This window comes from Geothrix sp. 21YS21S-4 (assembly GCF_030845995.1).
Classification (GTDB): Bacteria; Acidobacteriota; Holophagae; order Holophagales; family Holophagaceae; genus Geothrix.
On record NZ_CP132719.1, the window covers coordinates 336597 to 360033 of the forward strand.

Annotated in this window: 19 protein-coding genes; 18 read left to right on the forward strand and 1 reads right to left on the reverse strand. The window is 54.4% G+C overall.

All coding sequences use genetic code 11. The features are described from left to right. Positions 1 to 34: 34 nt before the first annotated feature. From rpoC to RAH39_RS01760, 18 genes are all read left to right on the forward strand, one after another. Entirely contained in the window at positions 35 to 4258 is a 4224-nt protein-coding gene (gene rpoC, locus RAH39_RS01675) for a DNA-directed RNA polymerase subunit beta' (RefSeq protein ID WP_306591069.1), read from the forward strand. A 115-nt stretch (positions 4259 to 4373) separates the two neighbouring features. Continuing rightward, positions 4374 to 5351, forward strand: a complete 978-nt coding sequence (locus RAH39_RS01680; RefSeq protein ID WP_306591070.1) for a GumC domain-containing protein — start codon at positions 4374 to 4376, stop codon at positions 5349 to 5351. Continuing rightward, positions 5348 to 6397: a Gfo/Idh/MocA family protein gene (locus RAH39_RS01685; RefSeq protein ID WP_306591071.1), complete on the forward strand. Its 1050-nt coding sequence runs from the start codon at positions 5348 to 5350 to the stop codon at positions 6395 to 6397. The genes RAH39_RS01680 and RAH39_RS01685 overlap by 4 nt, the downstream gene beginning before the upstream one ends. Before the next feature lie 3 nt (positions 6398 to 6400). After that, the gene (locus RAH39_RS01690; protein WP_306591072.1) at positions 6401 to 7738 is read left to right on the forward strand and encodes a nucleotide sugar dehydrogenase; all 1338 of its coding nucleotides are present in this window, start codon (positions 6401 to 6403) and stop codon (positions 7736 to 7738) included. 10 nt (positions 7739 to 7748) lie between these two features. Beyond that, the gene (locus RAH39_RS01695) at positions 7749 to 8333 is read left to right on the forward strand and encodes an acyltransferase (RefSeq protein WP_306591073.1); all 585 of its coding nucleotides are present in this window, start codon (positions 7749 to 7751) and stop codon (positions 8331 to 8333) included. Further along, positions 8333 to 9442 (forward strand): DegT/DnrJ/EryC1/StrS family aminotransferase, encoded by a 1110-nt coding sequence (locus RAH39_RS01700; protein WP_306591074.1) that lies wholly within the window; start codon positions 8333 to 8335, stop codon positions 9440 to 9442. Before RAH39_RS01695 ends, RAH39_RS01700 begins: the two co-directional genes overlap by 1 nt. An 88-nt stretch (positions 9443 to 9530) precedes the next feature. Further along, positions 9531 to 10808 (forward strand): glycosyltransferase family 4 protein, encoded by a 1278-nt coding sequence (locus RAH39_RS01705; RefSeq protein WP_306591075.1) that lies wholly within the window; start codon positions 9531 to 9533, stop codon positions 10806 to 10808. A gap of 42 nt (positions 10809 to 10850) precedes the next feature. Next, positions 10851 to 11906 (forward strand): N-acetylneuraminate synthase family protein, encoded by a 1056-nt coding sequence (locus tag RAH39_RS01710; protein WP_306591076.1) that lies wholly within the window; start codon positions 10851 to 10853, stop codon positions 11904 to 11906. Further along, positions 11903 to 12511 (forward strand): NeuD/PglB/VioB family sugar acetyltransferase, encoded by a 609-nt coding sequence (locus RAH39_RS01715; protein ID WP_306591077.1) that lies wholly within the window; start codon positions 11903 to 11905, stop codon positions 12509 to 12511. Before RAH39_RS01710 ends, RAH39_RS01715 begins: the two co-directional genes overlap by 4 nt. Beyond that, a complete protein-coding gene (locus RAH39_RS01720) occupies positions 12508 to 13389 on the forward strand; it encodes a sugar phosphate isomerase/epimerase family protein (RefSeq protein WP_306591078.1) in 882 nt (293 codons plus the stop codon). The genes RAH39_RS01715 and RAH39_RS01720 overlap by 4 nt, the downstream gene beginning before the upstream one ends. Beyond that, a complete protein-coding gene (locus tag RAH39_RS01725; protein WP_306591079.1) occupies positions 13386 to 14477 on the forward strand; it encodes a DegT/DnrJ/EryC1/StrS family aminotransferase in 1092 nt (363 codons plus the stop codon). The genes RAH39_RS01720 and RAH39_RS01725 overlap by 4 nt, the downstream gene beginning before the upstream one ends. Continuing rightward, positions 14474 to 15502 carry a GDP-mannose 4,6-dehydratase gene (gene gmd, locus RAH39_RS01730; protein WP_306591080.1) on the forward strand — a complete coding sequence of 343 codons (1029 nt, stop codon included), beginning with the start codon at positions 14474 to 14476 and terminating at the stop codon, positions 15500 to 15502. The genes RAH39_RS01725 and gmd overlap by 4 nt, the downstream gene beginning before the upstream one ends. Positions 15503 to 15542: 40 nt before the next feature. Then, positions 15543 to 16271 carry an acylneuraminate cytidylyltransferase family protein gene (locus RAH39_RS01735; RefSeq protein ID WP_306591081.1) on the forward strand — a complete coding sequence of 243 codons (729 nt, stop codon included), beginning with the start codon at positions 15543 to 15545 and terminating at the stop codon, positions 16269 to 16271. 13 nt (positions 16272 to 16284) lie between these two features. Continuing rightward, complete coding sequence (locus tag RAH39_RS01740; RefSeq protein WP_306591082.1) at positions 16285 to 17577, forward strand: glutamate-1-semialdehyde 2,1-aminomutase; 1293 nt, start codon at positions 16285 to 16287, stop codon at positions 17575 to 17577. Between the two features lie 11 nt (positions 17578 to 17588). Then, positions 17589 to 18326, forward strand: a complete 738-nt coding sequence (locus RAH39_RS01745; RefSeq protein WP_306591083.1) for a nitrilase-related carbon-nitrogen hydrolase — start codon at positions 17589 to 17591, stop codon at positions 18324 to 18326. A 48-nt stretch (positions 18327 to 18374) separates the two neighbouring features. Then, positions 18375 to 19658, forward strand: a complete 1284-nt coding sequence (locus tag RAH39_RS01750; RefSeq protein WP_306591084.1) for a lipopolysaccharide biosynthesis protein — start codon at positions 18375 to 18377, stop codon at positions 19656 to 19658. A gap of 389 nt (positions 19659 to 20047) precedes the next feature. Beyond that, positions 20048 to 21064, forward strand: coding sequence for a hypothetical protein (locus RAH39_RS01755; protein WP_306591085.1), 1017 nt, complete (start codon positions 20048 to 20050; stop codon positions 21062 to 21064). Between the two features lie 60 nt (positions 21065 to 21124). After that, entirely contained in the window at positions 21125 to 21901 is a 777-nt protein-coding gene (locus tag RAH39_RS01760; protein ID WP_306591086.1) for an oxidoreductase, read from the forward strand. Here the strand turns inward: RAH39_RS01760 and RAH39_RS01765 are convergent. After that, positions 21873 to 23033 (reverse strand): O-antigen ligase family protein, encoded by a 1161-nt coding sequence (locus tag RAH39_RS01765; RefSeq protein WP_306591087.1) that lies wholly within the window; start codon positions 23031 to 23033, stop codon positions 21873 to 21875. The two genes, RAH39_RS01760 and RAH39_RS01765, sit on opposite strands and share 29 nt — an antisense overlap. Between the last annotated feature and the right edge of the window lie 404 nt (positions 23034 to 23437).

Below are 23437 nucleotides of genomic sequence, written 5' to 3' on the forward strand. Positions count from 1 at the left end.
CCTCCCCCTTCCGACGCATTCCGAGAGGTCTCCCATGTATCCAGAACAGCAGAACATCAACGCCTACGAGTGCATCCGGGTCTCGCTGGCCAGCCCGGACAAGATGCGCTCCTGGTCCAAGGGCGAAGTCACCAAGCCCGAGACCATCAACTACCGCAGCCTCAAGCCCGAGCGCGACGGCCTCTTCTGCGCCCGCATCTTCGGACCCGTGAACGACTGGGAATGCCTCTGCGGCAAGTACAAGCGGCAGAAGTTCAAAGGCGTCACCTGCGACAAGTGCGGCGTCGAAGTCACCAAGAAGTCCGTCCGCCGCGAGCGCATGGGCCACATCCAGCTGGCGAGCCCCGTCAGCCACGTGTGGTTCTTCAAGGGCGTCCCCAGCCGCATCGGCTACCTCCTGGACATCCCCCTGAAGGACCTGGAGCGCGTCCTCTACTTCGAGGCCTACGCCGTCACCGAATCCGGCGGCACGCCTCTCAAGGAAGGCGAGATCCTCAACGAGGACAAGTTCCGCGAGTACCGTGGCATCCACGGTGAGGGCTTCAAGGCCCAGATGGGCGCCGAGGCCATCAAGGAACTGCTGAAGCAGGTCGACATCGAGGCGCTCACCATCGAGCTCCGCGACGTGATGAAGAAGGAGACCTCCAGCCAGAAGCGCAGCAAGGTCGCCAAGCGCCTGCGCGTGGCGGAATCCTTCCACCGCTCCGGGAACAAGCCCGAGTGGATGATCCTGGACGTCGTCCCGGTCCTCCCGCCCGAACTGCGCCCCCTGGTGCCCCTGGACGGCGGCCGCTTCGCGACCTCCGACCTGAACGACCTCTACCGCCGCGTCATCAACCGGAACAACCGGTTGAAGAAGCTGCTCGAGCTGAAGGCCCCCGACGTCATCGTGCGCAATGAGAAGCGCATGCTGCAGGAGGCCGTGGACGCTCTGTTCGAGAACGGCAAGCGGGGCCGCCTCCTGCGCGGCGTCAGCAACCGTCCCCTCAAGTCCCTCAGCGACGCCCTCAAGGGCAAGCAGGGCCGGTTCCGTCAGAACCTGCTCGGCAAGCGCGTGGACTACTCGGGCCGCTCCGTCATCGTGGTGGGCCCCGACCTCAAGCTGCACCAGTGCGGCCTGCCCAAGAAGATGGCGCTCGAGCTGTTCAAGCCCTTCATCTTCAACCGGCTCGAGCACAAGGGCTTCGCCGCCACCATCCGCCAGGCGAAGGAAATGGTCGAAGAGGGCCGCCCCGAAGTCTGGGACGTCCTGGAAGAGGTCATCAAGGACCATCCCGTCCTGCTGAACCGCGCCCCGACCCTCCACCGCCTCGGCATCCAGGCCTTCCAGCCCGTGCTGGTGGAAGGCAAGGCCATCCGCCTGCATCCCCTGGTCTGCACCGCCTTCAACGCCGACTTCGACGGCGACCAGATGGCCGTGCACGTCCCCCTCAGCCCCATGGCCCAGATCGAGGCCAAGGTGCTGATGATGTCCACCCAGAACATCCTCAACCCCGCGAACGGGCGTCCGAATGTGGTGCCCAGCCAGGACATCGTCCTCGGCGGCTACTACCTCACCAAGAAGCGCACCGGCCGCAAGGGCGAGGGCATGGTCTTCGGCCGCGCCGACGACGTGGTGGCCGCTCACCAGGCCGGCGTGGTGGACACCCACGCCATCATCCAGCTCCGCTACACCGGGGAGTGGGTGGACACCGAAGCCTGGCACGCCAAGGACCCCAAGAAGAACTCCGAGCAGGAGGTCTTCGAGGCGCCCGCCGAGACCGTCAACCACCAGCTCAAGACCACCACCGTGGGCCGCGTCCTGTTCAACCGCTCGCTGCCCGCCGAGCTGCCCTTCATCAACGGCCTGCTCAAGAAGGAGGGCCTGCTCTCCCTCGTGAACCGCGCCTACAAGCTGAACGGGCCGGAAGTCACCATCCGCATGCTGGACGCCATGAAGGACACCGGCTTCCAGTGGGCCATGCGCGCGGGCGTGTCCGTGGGCATCGACGACCTCGTCGTTCCCGACACCAAGGCCGCCCTGCTCAAGAGCGCCACCGAGGAAGTCCGCGCCATCGAGAAGGAGGCCTACGAGGGCCGCCTCGACTCCTCCACGCGCTACAACCGCATCCTGGAAGTCTGGTCCAAGACCAGCGATCAGGTGGCCAGCGACATGATGAAGGAACTGGAGAAGCGGAACGAGACCAACACGTTCCTCAACTCCATCTACATCCTCGCCGACTCCGGCGCCCGCGGTTCCAAGACGCAGATCCGCCAGGTGGCCGGCATGCGCGGTCTGATGGCCCGCCCCTCCGGCGACATCATCGAGACGCCCATCATGGCCAACTTCAAGGAAGGCCTGAGCGTCCTCGACTACTTCATCTCGACCCACGGCGCCCGCAAGGGATTGGCCGACACCGCCCTGAAGACCGCCGACTCCGGCTACCTCACCCGCAAGCTGGTGGACGTGGCCCAGGACGTGATCGTCAACGAGGACGACTGCGCGACCCTCAATGGGATCGAGGTGGAGGCCATCGTCAACAGCGACGGCACCATCCGCTCCCGCCTGCGCGACCGCATCATGGGCCGCGTCTCCCTCGAGGACATCCTGGATCCCTACGACGCGGCGATCACCATCGCGCCCGCCGGAACCCTGATCTCCGAAGAACTGGCGTTCAAGATCGAGACCAGCGGCATCGCCAAGGTCAAGATCCGCTCCACCCTCACCTGCGAAGCCCGCCGCGGCATCTGCGCCAAGTGCTACGGCCTCAACCTGAGCACCGGCCGCCGGGTGGATCTCGGCGAGGCGGTGGGCGTCATCGCCGCCCAGTCCATCGGTGAGCCCGGCACGCAGCTGACCATGCGCACCTTCCACGTGGGCGGCGCCGCGAGCCGTACCTCGGAGAAGAGCACCCACGAGGCCCAGATCGCCGGCATCGTGAAGTACGACGGCCTCCAAGGCCGGACGGTGGTCAACCGGAAGGGCGAGACCGTCGCCCTCACCCGCAACGGCTACCTGCTGGTGACCGACGCCGACGGCAACGAGCGCGAGCGCTACAAGATCACCTCCGGCGCCATCCTGAAGGTGAAGGACCAGGAACAGGTCGAGCCCCGCACCATCCTGGCCGAGTGGGACCCCTACAACGACGTGCTGCTCACGGAAGTGGGCGGCGTCGCGGACTTCAAGGAGTTCGAGCTCAACGTCTCCTACCAGGAAGAGAAGGATCCGATCTCGGGCAACTTCCGCAAGAAGGTCATCGATCCCACCGACGACAAGATCCACCCCCACATCAACATCAAGGGGGACAACCACAAGGTGCTCAAGCGCTACAACATCCCCACCGGCGCCTACATCGAAGTGGAAGAGGGCCAGGAACTGCTGCCCGGCGACGTCATCGCCAAGACCAGCCGCCAGCAGGCCAAGACCAGCGACATCACGGGCGGCCTGCCGCGCGTCACGGAGCTGTTCGAAGGCCGCAAGCCCAAGGATCCCGCGATCATCAGCGAGGTCACCGGCCTCGTGAAGTACGGGAATCGCGTCCGCGGCAACCAGAAGGTGGTGGTCGAGGCCGAGACGGGAGAGAAGGGCGAGTACCTGATCCCCCGCGGGAAGCACATCCAGGTGCAGGACGGCGACGACATCCGCGCCGGCGAGAAGCTCACCGAGGGCGCCGTCAGCCCCCACGACCTCCTCAAGGTCCAGGGCGACAAGGCCCTCCAGGCCTTCCTCGTCAATGAGGTCCAGGAGGTCTACCGGGCCCAGGGCGTGGTGATCAACGACAAGCACATCGAGGTGATCATCCGCCAGATGATGCGCTGGGTCCTGATCACCGACGTGGGCGATACCCCGCTGATCGTCGAGGAAAAGGTCGACAAGCACCGCTTCAAGGAGATCAACGAGCAGGCCCTCCGCGACGGCGGCGCCCCCGCCACCTGCGAGCCCCTGCTGCTTGGCATCACCAAGGCCGCGCTGACCTCCGAGAGCTTCATCTCCGCCGCCAGCTTCCAGGAGACCACCCGCGTCCTCACCGAGGCCGCGCTGGAGGGCCGTGTGGACTACCTGCGCGGGCTCAAGGAGAACGTCATCCTGGGCCGGCTCATCCCCGCCGGCACCGGCATGGCCCATTACCGGAACCTCGAGATCGAAGAGGGCGAGTACCCCGAACCCACCCTCAACGAATTCGCCAACGGCGAGGACTTCGACGACGAATACGCCCGCATGGCCCAGCATGTCGAAGAGTTGCAGGGCATGACGGAGATCGACGGCGAGGATCTGTAGCCGAAATCTTCACAGCACTTTTTCAGGGGCGGGAGCGATCCCGCCCCTTTTTTGTGCTCTCCGTTCCGAGAAGCGTGAGAGCGTCTTTGTTGAGACTCTGGTAACCTGTTTCCTTATGTCCGAGATGCCCGAATCTCCAGTCCTGGATCTCAAAGCCAGCCTGAAGCGGCCCCTCCAGTGGGCTTTGGCCGCAGGCGTCTTCGCCGCCCTCATCGCCCTCTTCATGCCGAACTACTACCGCTCGGAAGCGCGTCTCCTGCCGGTGGAATCGAAGGGGCTAGGGGGGAATCTCGGAGGATTGGCCAGTGCCGCGGCCGCCTTCGGCGTCAGCGTTCCCGGCGCTGAGGGCAACGACGCCAATTTTGTAGATATCCTCAACAGCCGATGGCTTCGGGAGCAGCTCCTGCAGAGTGAATTTCAGTACCCCATGCGCACCTGGCGATTTGGTTCTGAGCGTGTTGTGAAGGGGACACTCTCGGTCTATTTGGAGGCCAAGAATACAGATATGGCGCTTCAGGCGCTTGGTAAGGTTCTCTCTTCTTCGCGGGATCTCAAGTCCAAGGTCATCTCCATCAGCGCGGAGACCAGGTCACCAGAACTCTCTTGGGCTGTCGTCCTTCGTGCGAGCAAGCTGCTCGAGGTATTCCTCCAGGAAAAGGGGAGAACTCATGGGGGAGCCAAGGCCGCCTTTGCGGATGCTCGTCTTGCCGACGCTCGCCGAGAGTTCGAAGAAGCTGAAAACGCTTTCCGAACATTTCTTGAAAGCAATCGGAACTACTTGGGCAGTGCGGATCCGGGCGTTCGTCTCAAAGGGGCTCGTCTCGAAGGTGAACTCCGCCTCCGCCAGCAACTCATTACGACCCTTGCCCTCAACCGTGAACAAGCCCTGCTTGAAGAAAAGAACGATATTCCCATTCTAAATGTCTTGGATCCGGGCAATCTTCCCATCGAAAAGAGCCGACCTGCAAGAAGTCAGTTGGTGATCGCCTGGGCTTTCCTGGCTGGTCTCGTTGTATGGGGATTTGAGAACCGCAGGTGGATCAAGGGTCGCCTGTTTGAATCGTCGAAAGAGTCCGAGGGGGAGTCCGCGTGAAGACCATCGCATTAGTGGGTTGTGGACGGATTTCGCTTCGCCACGTGCAAGTGCTGACCCAAATGTCAAATCTCCGCCTCGTGGCTGTTTGTGACCTCCTAGAGGAGCGGGCCCGTACCACTGCAGGCCCACTGAGCATTCCCTACTACACTGATGCGCTGGAGATGGTGAAGCGGGAGAAGCCCGATGTCGTCAGCATCCTGACTGATTCGGGTTCCCATCCTGACGTGGGGTGTCTTCTTGCCCCTCATGTGCCGGTTCTCGTAGTGGAAAAGCCCATGGCGCTCACACTTGAGGACGCAGATCGGCTCATCGAAAGCTGTGAGACCCATGGGACTCGGCTGTTCGTGGTGAAGCAGAACCGGTTCAATCCAGCCATCCAACAGCTCCGACGAGCAGTTGACCAGGGCCGCTTCGGTAAAATGGTTCTGGGAACCGTCCGTATCCGATGGTCCCGGGGCCAAGACTACTATGACCAGGCGGCGTGGCGGGGAACCTGGAAGCTGGACGGCGGGGTTTTCACTAACCAGGCCAGCCATCATATCGACCTGCTCCAGTGGCTATTGGGGCCTGTGGAATCGGTCAAGTCCTACATCTCCACGCGGCTCGTCAACATCGAGGCGGAGGATACGGGGGTGGCCGTCCTCAAGTTCAAGAACGGAGCGTTGGGTGTGGTAGAGGCCACGACCGCCACTCGACCTAAGGATCTGGAAGGCAGCATCTCGGTGCTGGGTGAAAAGGGCTCCGTAGTTGTCGGGGGCTTCAGTGTCAACCGAATGGTGACCTGGAATTTTGTGGAACCATCCCACGAGGATGAGGAGGCCCAGAGAGCCATCACGGATCCGCCGAATGTCTATGGATTCGGCCACAAGCCCTTCTACGAGGACATGTTGGCCTGCCTGGATTCCGGAAAGCGGTCCATGCTGGATGGACTTCAAGGCCGAAAGTCCTTGGAGATCATCAATGCACTGTATGAATCTGCCTTCACAGGTAAGGAGGTTCATCTCCACTACGTGCCGCAGAGCGTCCCGCTTGGGCGCGGGTGATCCATGGAGAACGCGGTCATGCCAACCGGAGAACTCGTCCAGAACCTTCTGGAGAAGATCGAATCAGTCACTGCCAAAGTCGGCGTGATCGGGCTGGGATATGTAGGTCTTCCATTCGCCGTGGAGAAAGGCAAGGTGGGATTCAGAGTCCTGGGGTTTGACCGGAGTGCCCACAGGGTGGGGTTGGTGAACCGAGGGGAGAACTTCATCGGGGACGTCGACGACCGTGAATTGCAGACCTTGGTGGCTGGCGGCTTCATTGAGGCCACCACGGATATGGAGCGCCTGGGGGATATGGACGTGCTGATTATCGCCGTCCCGACGCCCCTCACTAAGAACCTGACTCCGGATCTGCAATACATCGAGGCGGTCACGCGAGATATCGCCAAGCGTCTCCGACCTGGCCAGCTCATTAGCTTGGAAAGCACCACTTATCCGGGGACCACGGATGAGGTTATGAAGCCTATCCTCGAACAATCGGGGTTGAAGGCTGGCGTGGACTTCTTCCTGGCACACAGTCCCGAACGGGTGGATCCGGGCAACCGGCGCTACACCACCAAGAACACCAACAAGGTGGTGGGAGCTTCCGATCCTGCGAGCCGGGAGGTGGCGGTGGCGCTATATCGGAAGACGATCCTCAACATCGTGCCGGTGAGCAGTGCGGCCACCGCAGAAATGACGAAAGTGTTCGAGAACACATTCCGGGCGGTCAATATCGCCTTGGTGAACGAACTGACCCTGCTTTGTGATCGTATGGGTTTGAGTGTGTGGGAAGTGCTCGATGCGGCTTTCACTAAACCTTTCGGCATCATGCCATTTTATCCGGGACCCGGCGTAGGCGGACATTGCATTCCGCTGGACCCCCACTATCTGGAGTGGAAGGCGAGAGAATTCAACTTCAACACCCGGTTCATCGCCCTAGCCGGAGAGATCAATCGTCGGATGCCGGAATTCGTGGCGGACAAAGCCATGCGGCTTCTCAGCGATCAGGGGAAAGGGCTCCGGGGCGCTAAGATCCTCATCCTGGGCGTGGCCTACAAGAAGGACATCGACGACCCCCGGGAAAGTCCCAGTGCGGAAGTGTTGCACCTGCTGATTCAGCGAGGGGCGATCATCACCTACCATGATCCCCACATTCCGCACTTCACGGAGCACAGCCATGACCTGCGTAGCGTGCTCCTCACTGAGGAGACTCTGCGGAAGGCTGATCTGGTGGTGATCCTCACCGATCATACGGCTGTGGACTACGCGCTGGTGTTAAAAATCTCCACCCGCATCCTCGACACCCGGAACGCCCTGAAGCGGGTAGAAGGATCCAAGGCCAATGTTGTGCTGCTCTAAGGAACTCGCCATGGAGAAACCCGCCTACACACATCCCACCGCCGTCGTCGATGAGGGCGCCCAACTGGGCGAAGGCACCAAGATCTGGCACTTCTGCCATGTCTATCCCCAGGCCGTCATCGGAAAGCATTCCATTCTGGGCCAGAATGTCATGGTGGCCAATGGTGTCACCATCGGCGATCACTGTAAGATCCAGAATAATGTGAGTCTCTACGAGGGTGTAATCCTTGAGGACTATGTGTTCTGCGGTCCCAGCATGGTGTTCACGAATGTGACCACCCCCCGCTGTCTCTTTCCCCGCAATACCAGTGAAGACTACCGGACCACCCGCGTGAAGCGGGGTGCCTCCATCGGCGCCAATGCTACTATCGTGTGCGGGATCACTCTTCATGAGTGCGCTTTCGTGGCCGCGGGGGCCGTGGTGACGAAGGATGTTCCCCCTTATGCCATGGTGGCAGGGGTTCCGGCCCGGATCATTGGGTATATGTGCGAGCGTGGGGAGCGCCTAGCTTTTGATGACAGGGGCGAGGCGACAACCAGCTATGGCCAGAAGTACAGGAAGCACGCCCAGGGCCTTGTGGGCAAGGTGGATTGATGAGTGCGCAGACGCAAATACCCATTCTCGATCTGAAGCCGCAGATCGAAAGCCTGTGGCCGGAACTCCAGGCCGCCTTCGAGCGGGTCATGAAGTCCGGCCACTTCATCATGGGGCCCGAAGTGAAGGCCTTCGAGGAAGAGGCGGCCGCCTACCTGGGCGTGAAGCATGCCATCGGTCTGAACTCCGGTACGGATGCTCTGTACATCGCCCTTCGGGCCCTCGGCGTCGGGCCCGGGGACGAGGTCATCACCACCCCCTTCACTTTCTTTGCTACTGCCGAGGCCATCAGCCATGTGGGTGCGATGCCGGTTTTCGTGGACATCGAAGAAGATTCGTTCAACATCGACCCCGACCTCATCGAGGCGGCTATCACGGCGCGCACCAAGGCCATCATTCCTGTGCACCTTTTCGGTCGCCCTTGCGACATGGATCGCATTCTGGCCATTGCCGACAGACACGGGCTGAAGGTGGTGGAGGATTGTGCCCAAAGCTTCGGGGCCAAGTGGAAGGGGCGGCATACGGGATCCATGGGTATCTTTGGCTGTTACAGTTTCTTCCCCACCAAGAATCTCAGCGCTTTTGGGGATGGCGGCATGATGGTTACCAACGACGAGGAACTAGCCGCCACAGCGCGCATGCTTCGGGTCCATGGGAGCCGGAAGAAGTATTTCAACGAGACGGTCGGGTACAACTCGCGTATTGATGAATTACATGCGGCGATGCTGAGGGTGAAACTTCCTCATATTGATATATGGAATACCGCTCGACGCCGAGCTGCCGATCGCTATAAAGGGTTGCTTGAGAACGTGCCTAGATTAATTTCACCGGAAGTTATCCATGGACATGTCTTCCATCAATACTCCGTACTGATTCCCGAAGATCGCCAAGATGAGGTACAAACCAGCCTCCAGGAAAGCGGCATCAGTACGATGGTCTATTACCCCGTGCCCTGCCATAAGCTTAAGCTTTATCAGGACTCTCATGCAGTTGTGACATGTCCGGTGGCCGAGGCTACATCACAGAAAATTCTGAGTCTGCCTATCTGGCCAGAAATAACGGAGGAGATTCAGCGTAGGATAGCTTTTGCTATTCGGCGATGCCTATAGATTCAATTGAAATTCTTGTGAGTGGACAAATGCTATTTGGAGCCGGATTTAAATTTTATTAGTATGAGAGCAGGAAATTAGGTGAATCGTGAGAATTAGAGTATTATATATTGATGGAGATGGGCCTTTTGGAGGAGCCTCGCGAAGCCTTTTTGAGGCCGTACGTGCCTTATCTGTTGAAGCAGTAGAACCTTATTTTATCGCAGCACACGGAACAGCATTTGATTTTTATAAATTGGTAGCGAAGGATGCTATTAATACTCATGGATTGACAAAATTTGATAATACCCGATACGGCTTCTATCGTGGATTACGCTGGTTAGTGCTGCTACGTGAACTGGCTTATATTCCCCTATCAATCGTCGCAGTTTTTAGAGCATATTTCCGATGGGAGAAGGTCGATTTAATTCATGTTAACGAGTTTGTTTATATATTCCCCGCTTTATTGGCAAAGATTTTATTTCGCGTTCCTTTGGTTGTTCATATTCGGTCTGTGGTAGAGTCAGGGCATGGGCTGAAGAGGACAAAATGGCTCAATAGGGTATTGGCGAAGCAGGCAGAAGTGGTAATAGCTATTGATGAAAATACACGGGCTTCGATTCCACCGCATATGAAAGTTGAGGTTATTCATAATTCCTTCACTCCAAAATATATGCTTGAATCTGATCTAGTTTTTGAGGAAAAACTGAAAAAATTGCGTTCGAGTTCTCTAAAAGTGGGATTTGTTGGCAACTTACATCATTCTAAGGGAATATTTGATCTCCTGGACGCCGCGCGAATTCTTAAGAGCCAGAAAGTTGATGTCGAATTTCTTATTGTAGGTTGGGTCACCATCCCAGATACAGGTCTCAAGGCTTGGTTATTATCAAGAGCGGGACTGGCTCAAAATGTTCAGAGGGAGTTGGAAAATCGAATAATTCAATATGATATGAATGATTATTTCCATCTGCTTGGAGGGACCAAGGATATTCAGCGTGTTTACGAGGGTATTGATGTAATTGCTTTCCCTTCGCATTACGATGCGCCCGGAAGACCTGTTTTTGAGGCGGCTTTTTCGTATGTGCCAGCGATCGTTGCTGTGAATCAGCCGCAGGCTGATACATTGGTCCATGGGGAAACAGGGCTAGCGATTCCTGCAAGAGATCCGGAACAATTGGCAGCTGCGATTAGATATTTTTCTGAAAATCCTGAAGAAGTGATTCGCATGGGAAATAATGCCAAGGCCCTAGCAGAAGAAAATTTTGAGCCCCTAAAAAATGCCAACCAATTGCTTGAAATTTACAAACATCTTGTCTTTTTTGGGGAGAAGGGGGCGAAGAGCGATATCACTCTTGCTTCAGGTGGAAAAAATGACGATGATTTGTAATCATGGTGGAGTGTGATTAATAGAAAGGAGAGTAATATGAGAATGAGGGATCTGGCTTTCAATCGAGAGATCTGCTTGGGAGGGCGAAAATTGGGGCAAACTGCCCCCATTTTTATAATTGCCGAAGCTGGGGTAAATCATGGAGGGAACCTTGCAAGTGCGAGGGAATTAATTGAGATTGCACAAGATGCGGGGGCAGATGCGGTTAAATTTCAGTTCTTTAAGGCCAATGAATTAATCGTTCCCGGGGTCGAAAAGGCGCCCTATCAGTTGGAAACTACGGGTTCGGGAGAAACCCAATATGAGATGCTGAGAAAATTAGAGCTTTCAATTGAACAAACGGCCAATCTCCAATCAATATGTAAACAAATTGGGATCACCTTTTTAACCACTCCATTTGATGAAGTGAGCCTTGCAGAACTTGATAGGTTGGATATGCCTGCCTATAAAATTGCTTCCACGGACATTACTAATCTTCCATATCTCCGAAGGGTGGCTCAGAAGGGTAAGCCAATGCTACTGTCCACTGGCATGGCTTATCAGGCTGAAGTAGATCTAGCGCTCACCGAAATTCATCCATTTAATCGAGATGTTGTTTTGCTCCAGTGTACAGCAAATTATCCTATCCAAGATGATGAGGCAAATTTAGCGGTTCTCGATACCTTTAGGGAATCCTATGACATCCTTCTTGGTTATTCCGACCACACTCAAGGAATTGGGGCTGCTCCCTTTGCCATCCCATTTGGAGTGAAGGTAATCGAGAAACATTTCACTCTTGACAAGTCTTTAGCTGGGCCAGATCATCGCGCATCTCTCGATCCCGATGAATTTAAGGCTTTTGTGACCATGGTACGCAGAGTTGAAACTTATTTGGGTAGTGCAATTAAAATGCCCAATTTATCTGAATTGCAGACGAGAAAAGCTCTTCAAAAAGCAATGGTTGCTAGCAGGGATATCGCTCAAGGGGAGATCCTGACGGAGAATAACCTGAAAGCAATGCGAACTGGAGGAAAAGGGATCTCTCCGGCCTATTATCATAATATTATGGGCCAAAAAACCCGGCAGGCTTTCCGTAAAGGTGACATCATCGAGCTATGAGTGAAACTGTTTTGGTTGGAGCTGGAGGGCACGCCCGTGTCGTACTTACGACCTTACGCCTGAACGGCGTAAGGGTTGTAGGCATTTATGACGATGTTTCTCGCGGCGATCAGGAGTACATTTTGGGGGTTCCGGTCGTAGGTGGGCTTCATCAAGTTCCTACAGATGCCAATGTAATCCTAGCTTGTGGTGATATTGCCAGTCGAGCGAATTTTGCCGAACGATTTGCAAACCAGTTAGATTTAACCCCTATCATTCATCCTAGTGCCATTCTGGAGGCTGGTATTATACTGGGAGACTATGTTCAGATTATGGGAGGGACCGTGATAAATGCGGGTGCGCAAATTGGGCGAGGGACACTGATTAATACGGGAGCGGTGATTGAACACGAGGCTGTAGTGGGAGAATTCTGCCATGTTTCCATAAACGCAGTTCTATGCGGGCGCGCAAAACTTGGGGATAGATGTTTCCTCGGGGCGGGGGCGGTGGTGCGGGACTGTGTATCTATCGCAGCTGGAGTGACGGTGGGTATCAACGGCGCCGTCACTAGAGATATTATAGAAGCTGGTATATATGCTGGAGTCCCAGCAAGGAAAATTAAATGATTTTTGTTTCTACATCATGTGTTCGGGCGCGTAAAATTGATGAAGCGGTTATTTTTCTAGCTGAAGCGGGATTCACGAACATTGAACTGAGCGGAGGGACGCAATATTATCCGTCTTGGAAGAATGATTTACTCAAACTTGCTCGATTATACAATCTTACCTATCGGTGCCATAATTATTTCCCCCCCCCGGAACGCCACTTCGTTCTCAATATGGCGTCGCAGGATCAGAACCTTCGTCAACGCAGTATTGCATTTCATTTGGATGCGATTAGACATGCCGCTGACCTCGGCTCTGATACTTATTCCTATCATGCGGGATTCTATGTGGAAATTCAGCCGAATGAGATCGGTAAACCATTGGATGCTCGTACGGCAGCATCTACAGAATTAGCTGAATTACTTTATTTCCAAGGTCATGAGCGTGTTGCAAGAGAGGGGGAGCGCTTGGGAGTCCGACTGTTTATTGAGAACAATGTTTTGGGCCGGGCGAATTTCATTACCTTTCAAGTGATCCCCTTTATGCTATTGACTTGGGAGGATGCTGAACGTCTACGCGCTAAGTACTCTTTCGACCTTCTTGTGGACTTGGCTCACCTAAAGGTTACTTGCGGTTCTCTGGGATTAGATTTTCAGGCCCAAGCACGGCGCTTCCTGACAGAAGCGGAATATGTTCATATTAGCGACAATGATGGATTCGAGGATACTAACGATGGTTTACTATCCGAATCGGATGTCCTCGAAGTTCTCGCAAAAACGCGATTTCTCTCTCGTCATATCACGCTCGAAGTTTATAGGGACCTTCCGACCATTAGTCATTCTCATAGACTGGTCGAAGGTCTGGACTGCCCTCCCCCGCACGGAGTCATCTCTCGATGAAATACCCGATTTATTTACCAGAAATTACCACTCGGGAGAAGGAACTTGTCCTCGAGTGCCTCGACAGTACCTGGATCTCATCTCGAGGACGCTTCATTGAAGAGTTTGAACGACGGGTGGCCGAGTATGTGGGAGTTCGCCATGCTATCGCGGTCATGAATGGAACTGTGGCGCTTCATCTGGCCGTCCTAGCTGCTGGGATTGGCCCTGGCGACGAGGTGATTCTGCCCGATTTTACATATATCGCCAGCGCGAATGCAGTGCGCTATGCAGGGGCTGTTCCAGTGTTAGCGGATGTTGATCCCGAAACGTGGAATATGGGTGTTGAGCAAATTTTGCCGTGCCTCACTCCGCGTACCAAGGCGATCATGACAGTCGACGTATATGGGATGCCGCCGGATATGGATCCCATCCTTAAGCTTGCGAGGCAGCGTGATCTCGTAGTCATTGAGGATGCCGCAGAATCTTTGGGGGCTGAATATCGTAATCGCAGGGCGGGGAATCTGGGCAATATCGGAGTGTTGAGCTTTTTCGGAAACAAGACCATTACCACTGGCGAGGGCGGGATGGTTGTCACGGATGACGACCATTCCGCCGGCGTCATTCGTCAACTCAGGAACCAGGGGAATTCAGAGACGACTCGCTACTTCCATGATCTCCTAGGGTTCAATTATAGGATGACTAACATTCAGGCCGCCATAGGTTGCGCTCAGATGGAGAGGTTGAACCGAATCTTGGAAAGGAAGCGAGAGATCCAGGACCTTTACCGCGAGAATCTGGAGGAATGGTTCACCTTCCAGCGGATCGAAGAGGGTTGCCGCTCATCCCACTGGATGGTGAGTCTCATGGCTCGGGATGCAGGGACTCGTGAACGCGTTATGTTGGGACTGAATCGCGCGGGAATTGAGACGCGACCCTTCTTCCTGCCGGTCCACTCCATGCCTTTCTACCCCAGCCAGGAGGACTCGCCGGTGACGGTGGATATTTCTTCGCGGGGCTTCAACCTTCCCTCCTATCACTTACTTCGGGACGAGGATGTCCTTGAGATCTGCAAAGAAGTCCGTATTTGCGCCGGAGCAACCTCATGAGTAAAAAGGCATTTATTACAGGTATTACCGGACAAGATGGGTCGTACCTTGCCGAGTTGTTGCTTGAAAAGGGATATGAGGTTCATGGCCTCGCACGGCGATCCAGCCTGGAGGTGAAGCTACGGATTGATCATCTGCTCCAGGATATCCACGAAAAGGGGAATCGATTCTTTGTTCACTACGGCGATATGACGGATTCTTCAAATCTCGTCCGACTGCTACAGGAGTTGCAACCCGACGAGATCTACAATCTGGCCGCGCAGAGCCATGTTCGCGTCTCCTTTGAGACGCCCGAGTACACGGCCAACGCGGATGCGATAGGAACCCTCCGACTTCTCGAGGCAATCAGAATCCTCAAAATGCAGAATTCCGTGAAGTTCTACCAAGCTTCTACGAGCGAGCTGTACGGTAAAGTGGACGAGACTCCGCAGCGGGAGACCACACGGTTCTATCCCAGGAGTCCCTACGGGGTGGCCAAGCTCTATGCCTACTGGGCCACGGTGAATTATCGGGAGGCCTATGACATCTTCGCTTCCAACGGAATCTTGTTCAATCATGAATCTCCACGACGCGGCGACAGCTTCGTGACTCAAAAAATTGCTCTAGGGGTGCGCGACATCGTACAGGGCAAGCGGGATCGAATCTATATGGGGAACATCTATGCTAAGCGGGATTGGGGCTATGCTCCCGATTATGTGGAGGCCATGTGGATGATGCTCCAGCATGACCGTCCGGATGATTTTGTCGTGGCGACGGGGGAGACCCACACAGTAAAGGAGTTTATCGAGAAGTGCTTCGCCTTTACTGGGAAAAGCCTTGCCTGGGAAGGGGAGGGAGTAGAAGAGAAGGCTATTGATACCTCCACCGGAAGAAGTGTGATCCTGATCGACCCGTGGTACTTCCGCCCGACTGAAGTTGACCTTCTTGTCGGTGATCCTACAAAGATTCAGCAAAAACTCGGCTGGCGGCCCAAAGTAAAATTCGACGGTTTGGTCGAGATCATGATGAGAGAGGTGCTGAAGTAAGCATGTCCATGAGTACAGTGTTTGCATAAGGATGTAGAATATGATCCATGGGAAGATAGTGTTGGCGGTTATTCCCGCGCGGGGCGGCAGCAAGGGATTACCAGGTAAAAATATTCGTCCGGTGGCGGGCAAGCCGTTACTGGCTTGGTCCATAGAAGCTGGGCTTCAAAGCCGCTATGTAGATTATCTAGTCGTCAGTACTGATTCTCCTGAGATTGCGGCGGTGGCAGAAAGCCATGGCGCTGAGGCCCCTTTTCTTCGTCCCGATAGCCTGGCCTCAGATACTGCCGGCCACGCGGAGGTGATGCTTCATGCCCTGGATTGGATGGAGGTGAACCGCAATGTCCAGGCAGATTATTTGGTGATGCTGGAGCCTACCAGTCCCTTGCGAGACGCGAAGGATGTGGATCTGGCTCTCGAGGTCATTGAGGCTCGGCAAGAAAATGGAAGCTTGGTAGGTGTTTGCCGAACGGAAGCAGCCCATCCGGCTTTCCTTTGTCAGCTTGAGAACGGATTCGTCCGTCCGTTCAACAGTGAGCGTTTTGTCTTCAAGCGTAGACAGGAGCTTGATAATCTTTATTTTTTCGAGGGCTCCATCTACATCTCAAAAGTATCCCTTTTTAGAACTCAGCGCTCTTTTTATCATGAATGGACTGTTCCGTTTGAAGTCCCCAAGTGGAAATCCTTTGAAGTAGACGATGTTGTTGATTTATTGCTAATTGAGCGTTTACTGGAGTTAAAACTGGCCCATTGCGAGGCCCTTAACTAGGTTGGATGGGTATATGAATTATTCCCAGCGTTTGAATCGTGTTATTCCTGGTGGCGGACACACTTACAGCCGCGGCGATGATCAATATCCTTCTAATGCACCCCATATCCTACAGCGGGCCAAGGGGGCCTATGTATGGGATCCAGACGGCAACCGCTATCTCGATTATGGCATGGCTCTCCGAGCGGTGACCATTGGTTATGGTTACGAGCCCGTCGTCATGGCTGCCATGGAGCAGGCGCTCTATGGCAATAACCTTACTCGCGCTTCGATAGTAGAGTTGGAGGCCGCAGAGGCCTTCTGCAACCTAATTCCTTCCGTAGAGATGGTCAAATTTGGGAAGAACGGATCTACGGTTACTACAGCCGCAGTAAAGCTGGCACGCTCCTATACTGGCCGTTCCTTGGTGGCTATTTGCGCCCAGCATCCTTTCTTCTCTTATGACGACTGGTTTATCGGGGCCACGGCCCTTCCTAAAGGCGTTCCAGAAGCATTCCAGGAACTCACTAAGAAATTCAGTTACAATGACATCACCTCCCTAAGCGCCCTTTTCGCAGAGAATCCTGGCCAGATTGCCTGCGTGATCCTCGAGCCTGCCGCGGCGGTACCTCCCAAGGATGGCTTTCTGCAGAAGGTACGAGATCTTTGCCACTTGAATGGAGCGGTGTTTATCCTTGACGAAATGATCACTGGCTTCCGGTTTCATCTTCAGGGAGCCCAGGTCTTATTCGATGTTCAGCCGGATCTTTGTACCTTTGGCAAGGGTATGGCTAACGGTTTCTCTGTCGCGGCGCTTGCAGGTAAGCGCGAGATTATGGAGCTGGGCGGTATTAAGCAGGACGGAATGGAGCGTACTTTTCTGGTCAGTACCACCCATGGTGCGGAGATGTGCGGCATGGGCGCTCTATTAAAGACTATCCAGTGTTATAAGGAATTGGGTGTCGTGGAGCACCTCTGGGCCTACGGCGAAAAGTTGGTGAACGGAATGAATGATGTGGCCAGAGAACTAGGCATCGAATCCGCTTTTCAAGTGGAGGGATATCCTTGCTCCCCCAATTACGTTACTCGGGACGCCAAGGGCGAGGTTTCCCTTGAATTCCGGACTCTATTTCACCAGGAGATGATTCGTAACAAGGTCTTGATTCCCTGGATGGCCTTGTGTTACCAGCATGGTAATGAGGAATTAGATCTTACCCTAACAGCGGTCCGCGCAAGCTTGCAGGTATATCGGAAGGCTTTGGAAGATGGTGTAGGGGGTTACTTAGAAGGCCGCGCTATCCGACCTGTGTTCCGTCGTTATAACTGAGGAGAGAGCGCTTGAGGATCGGTTTGGTCCAATTAGACACTGTCTGGGAGAAGCCCACAGATAGCAAGACACGCATTGAGAGGCTTCTGGATTCTACCCAAGGCCGCTTCGACCTTCTGGTATTTCCAGAGATGACGCTGACTGGTTTCTCCATGAAGCGTGAAAGGGCTACGCTTTCTGCTGAGGACCATACCTTCTTCAAGTCCTTGGCCGCCAGAACATCCTGCTTTGTTGTTTACGGAGGGGTGGAGGAAGATCAAAACCGTTTGATGGTGGTGGGGCCATCCGGCCGGCGCATGGGTTCCTATGCCAAGCGACATCTCTTCAGCCATGGAGGGGAAAAGGCAGTCTACCGACCCGGTTCGGGCCTCCTTACCCTTGACCTCGGCGGAGTGGAGGCCGGGTTTGCCATTTGTTACGACCTACGGTTCCCCTACGACTTCTGGGCCATGGCTGAACGCTGTCAAATGATGATTGTGATCGCCAACTGGCCGGAATCTCGACGTGAGCACTGGATGGCGCTGCTCCGTGCCCGAGCGATTGAGAACCAGGTTTTCATCGTGGGCGTGAACCGTGTTGGAAGAGATCCGGAATTGGCCTATAGTGGGGACTCCAGCGTCCATTCTCCTCTCGGCGAGATTCTCCTCCAATGTGGTAGTAAGGAAGGCGTTTATACGATAGAAATCGATCCTGCAGAGATTGCCCAAGTGCGAAGTCGGTTCAAGTTTATGGCTGACCGACTTGCTTAGCCGAAAATTAATTTGATGGGATACGTATTGCCGCTACGACTTGGAGCCTTGAAAAAGCTGTTTGAGAATTCCTTAGTGCGACATTCCATTCTTTTTATCGGAGCGGAAATTCTCAGCAAAGCCCTGCCTTTCCTGCTTCTTCCTGTTCTGACTCGATTCTTTTCGCTGGCAGACTACGGACTGGTGGCAACTTTCCTAGCCTTCCAAAACATCATGGCGGTGCTCACCGGACTATCCTCCCATGGAGCAGTCAATGTTGCCTATTTCCGGATGGGAAAGGAGTATCTCCCGCCCTACATCGCTTCTGTAATGGGGGTGCTTTCCCTCTCTCTCGGTATATCCATTTTGCTAGCTACCGCCATCTTTCCCTGGCTTGCACCGCGTCTGGGGCTTGGCTGGGGATGGTTAGCTACCGGCGTGGTTATGTCGGCCGCTCAGTTCGTTACCCAAATCAACTTGGTGCTTTGGCAGTGCGAAAGGCGACCTCTCCCCTTCGTGATCTATCAACTTGCACAGACATTTGTTGGAGTGGGGCTGACTATCCTTCTGGTCGTAATTTTCCGCTGGGGCTGGCGCGGACAGCTCGCTTCCCTGGCTTTTTCCTCTTTTCTCTTCGCCGCTCTCAGTTTAGTGATTCTCTGGCGGAGAGGCTATCTTCAGGCCCGCCCCAATGCTAGGGACATGAAGGATGCTGTGCGTTTCGGCGCCCCACTTATCCCTCACTCTCTTTCTGGTTGGGTGCTTACAGGAATTGATCGATTTTTCCTCACATCTATGGTCGGAGCCTCCGCAACCGGCCTTTATGCTGCCGGATTCCAGATCGGGATGATCTTGGGAGTAGCGGCCACGGCGTTCAATCGGGCTTGGATGCCCTATCTGTTCGAGAAACTGGCTGGGGACGATGCAGCCGCCAAAATCCGAATTGTCAGGATTACATACATATATTTTGGGGCTATTCTCGTAGGAGTAGGTCTCCTTGCCGTTTTCGCTCCGGTAGTGGCGGGGATCATCCTAGGCCCCAGGTTTACCGGAGCTACAGTTTATATCTTTTGGTTTGGCTTGGCCTTCGCATTTAATGGGATGTACTTCATGGTGGTTAACCAATTGCTATACGTTAAGAAGACTCATGTCTTGGCTACAATCACCTTTTGCATCGGATTTTTGCACATCGGTCTTACCTATGGATTGATCAAAATTCGTGGTCCTTTAGGGGCCTCTCAAGCTGTCGCCATATCCTTCGCATTGCAGTTCTTGCTCGTCTGGATTGCCAGCGCCCGGGCGTGCCCCTTGCCTTGGAACCTGCTGAAACAGTACGCCACGGAACTCGAATGAGGACCTTGGACGAACTGCTCGACTGTGAAGTTCGGGCCGGAGTGTTCAATGCCTGTTCAACCGATGGGAAAATGTTCTTCTGGCCTTTTATCCGTCATCCTATCCTCCTTGCTTACATAGAACAAGCGACTGGAACAGTGGCAGCCCACGCCATAGGGGGGCGGGGAAACCCCCTCCGCATGGCTAAGTATCTTGCCCAGACTCTCTGGTGGCACCCCACTCGGGTTCGGGAGGCACCACTCCTCTTTCTGTCGAGTGGGGCTGTGAACATGCTTCATGGGAAGGTCTACCGGAACCGGCTCCACGACCATTTCTTGCGGATCTTGCCACCAGGTAGCGTGAATATAATTGAGGATTCATTTCAGTGGACCTACCGTCGGCCGCGAGAAGTGCCGGTCCTCTACCACGATCTAGCCCAAATTCAGGCCAATATTTTAGGGTGTGTCAGTGGGCTCCGAAATCCGGATAGGAAGAAAGAGATCGATGCATTCATCGCATATACGCAGGCCTATTTCCCCCAGCCAGCACCTCTTGGGCTATGGGAAACCGCACGGGAGGATTTACTTCGTTTCGCTTGCAACCTCCCGCATTATCATGATATATATAAGCGCATCTTAGAACGAGCTCAGCCCCGGCTTCTTTGTCTTGATAATGCCTGCTACGGCCGCAGGGCATACATTCTCAGAATTGCGCGAGAGATGGGTATCCAAACTGGAGAGTTTCAGCACGGCCTCATTTCTCCCGCCCATCCGGCCTACAACTATCCGAAGGAGGTAACCGAGAGTCACCCATATACGGTATATCTACCACAAACCATCCTTACTTTCGGTTCTTACTGGTCGGACTGTATACGGGTTCCGGTGGAGAAGGTTCCAGTGGGGTTCTCCTACTTGCAGGAAGAAGCAGCGAAGAGCGCTCTGTCTCCCCAGCTGGATGTCCTCGTTATTTCAGATGGTGTGAATCCGCAGACGTACATCGACCTGATTTCTGCCTTAGCAGAGCAAGATCCCTCGCTCAGGATTTGCTTCAAGATGCATCCGGGTGAGATGCCCTTTGCGGAGCGGCGGTACGCCCGGTTGATGGGAATACCTCAGGTACGATTAGCAGGGCCCGAGCCAATCTACGGCCTCATCGGCGCTGCGCGATATGTAGTCGGTTGTTTTTCTACAGCCCTCTACGAAGCTCTGGCCTTCGGTAAGCGCCCTTTTGTCCTGGATAATGAGTTGAGCCGCCAGCACATCCATGGGGATATCTTCATCCGCTTTCAGGATGCTTCCGATCTCATCGAACGTCTACGACTTGCCCAAGCCCCCGGTGAGGCCAAAAAAGAAATGGGTGCATATTGGGCCCAGGATGGAGACTTGAGGTTTCTCAATTTAGTGGAGCCATTTTTGAATCATGCGTGAGGAAGACTTCTTCGGATCCGATCCGGTGGTATGGATATGAGTTAGATAGGAGGAGGTGAAATGGAGAGGCTTCGAGACAAGGTGGTGGTGCTTACGGGTGGAGCGGGCTTGATTGGGCAGGCGCTGGCCCGCGCGATCATCGCGGAAGGAGCGATCTTGGTGCTCACCGACATTGACACCTTTAGGGGGCTAGAGGCCATTGAAGCTCTAAAGGCCGAGGGATACCCAGGGCATGCCGATTACCACAGCCTGGATATCACATCCAAAGCCTCTGTCCGCGGACTATTGGAGAGAGTGACGGTCGCCCACGGTCGGATCGATGCTTTAGTGAACAATGCCTACCCCCGCAATGGGCATTACGGTCGACGCCTCGAAGAAGTAGAATATGAAGACTTCTGTGAGAATGTGAGTCTTCACCTGGGTGGTTACTTTCTGGCTACCCAGCAGTTTGCTCTGTATTTTAGAGACCAGGGGTTTGGGAATATCGTCTCCCTCTCATCGATCTATGGTGTAGTCGCTCCCCGATTCGACGTCTACGAGGGGACCGGAATGACGATGCCGGTGGAATACGCTGCGATCAAATCGGCTCTGCTGCACCTACAACGATATTTTGCGAAGTATTTCAAGGGGAGTCCGATACGATTCAACTGTTTGAGTCCAGGAGGAATCTTGAACAGACAACCCGAGGAGTTTGTAACTCGGTACAAGATTTATGCACAATCTAAGGGGATGCTGGACGCTTCAGACCTCGGGGGAGCTCTGGTATTTCTCCTCAGCGACGAGTCTCGCTATGTGAATGGGCAGAACCTCATCGTAGACGATGGTTGGCATCTTTGACCAACAGTCCTGCGAGAACTAGGAAGAGAAAGTCATAGGGGGCTAGAAAGCTGCCATAGACCAGCATGGCCGTAAGAAGGATCAAGCCTGTCCCCATGGGAAGAAGATCCATCGGTTTTTCCAGACCCCGATGGATCATACTCCAGATGTCCGCCATCAGAAGGGCGAGAGGTGCTCCCACTCGAGCGAACATCCCTGTCAACCAAGCCTCGGATCCAGTAGTCGCCCCCTCCAATAACTCATCCATAATTGTCACGTTTTTGAGGTTAAAAGTGCCGATGCCAAAAAATGGATTCTGACCAGCCAAGCGGAGATGTTCGGTCCATAGCCACACCCTGAATATGCTTTTCTTAGCTTCATCTGAGCTGCCGATGCTTTGGGTAGAGCGGAATAAGAACCGATTCAATGTGTCTCCCCCCCAATCGGAGAGGTAGAAGAGGATCTGGTCGGCTTGGAGGAGGAGGATCAAACAGAGAATGGCTAGGGGAAGGTAGACCATCTGGAAAGAAGTTCGAACTATAACCCTCCTGCGAACTAGAATTAGAAAAAGTATTGCGAACCCGGTCGCGATCAGGGCCGACCGGACCATGGAGAAAATGAGGAAATAGGCTCCTATGGTTAGGCATATTCTTCGAAAAGGGGCGGTTTTTTTAATGGCATTGAGAGTGATAATAATGGCAGAAAAAAAACCCGTCGTAGCAATAAATGGCGTAAACCCCGCTCGAAATACGGGCTCACCAAGGGGTTCCGTCCCTGGCCATGCTCCATAGGGGGCGAGACCCAGGATGTTCAAAGTAATGCCAACTAACACGGAGGTGAGGAAAAGACCGTTTAAGAGTGTTGGTGAAACGGAGAGTTCAAGGGAGAAGATTGTGAAGAAGGTTAAACCGATTAATCCGCATGCAGTGATAGTCGCGATATCGCCGCGCAGGAGCGCCACGCTAGTGACGAGGGCGGTGAAGCCGAGCGTCAATGCGCCTGAGGTCTTCGTTCCACGCCTCACCAAAGCTTGGATTGTCCCAAGAATAGCAAAGAGGGAAACAGGAAACAGCGTCAGGACATACAGGATAGAATCTCGCGCGAGTTCCATCTCTGTTGGTATGCAATATTGAATAAAGCAGTAATAGATCACTAGCCCCGAAAAGCAGCGTTGCATCAGGGGAGAAGCGGGGTGATGAGCAGGGAATCTCTTCAATGGGCGCTGGGAGTTAAAGGAAAGAGTTGCGAGAGCCAAGAGGACTCTCAAGGAGGGCAGTGATATCCTATCATCAGACTACAGGAGATCCTAGGCTTGATCGGAGATTTATCAGCATCCCGAATTGTTTTGCATATGTATTGGGGTGATTTCAGAGTTCTCCGTTCCGTAGATAATTCTATCCTGGCAAATTATAGTACCTCCGCCGATCTGTTATCTGGATGCCAATTAAACCTCATCTTCCTCCAAGGCGACATGCATCACAGGCGTCGTTACAAGAAAGATCGAAAATATACTTCAGCGGGTTTTGAATCAAGGGGAATAACTCTTCCAAGTGTGGC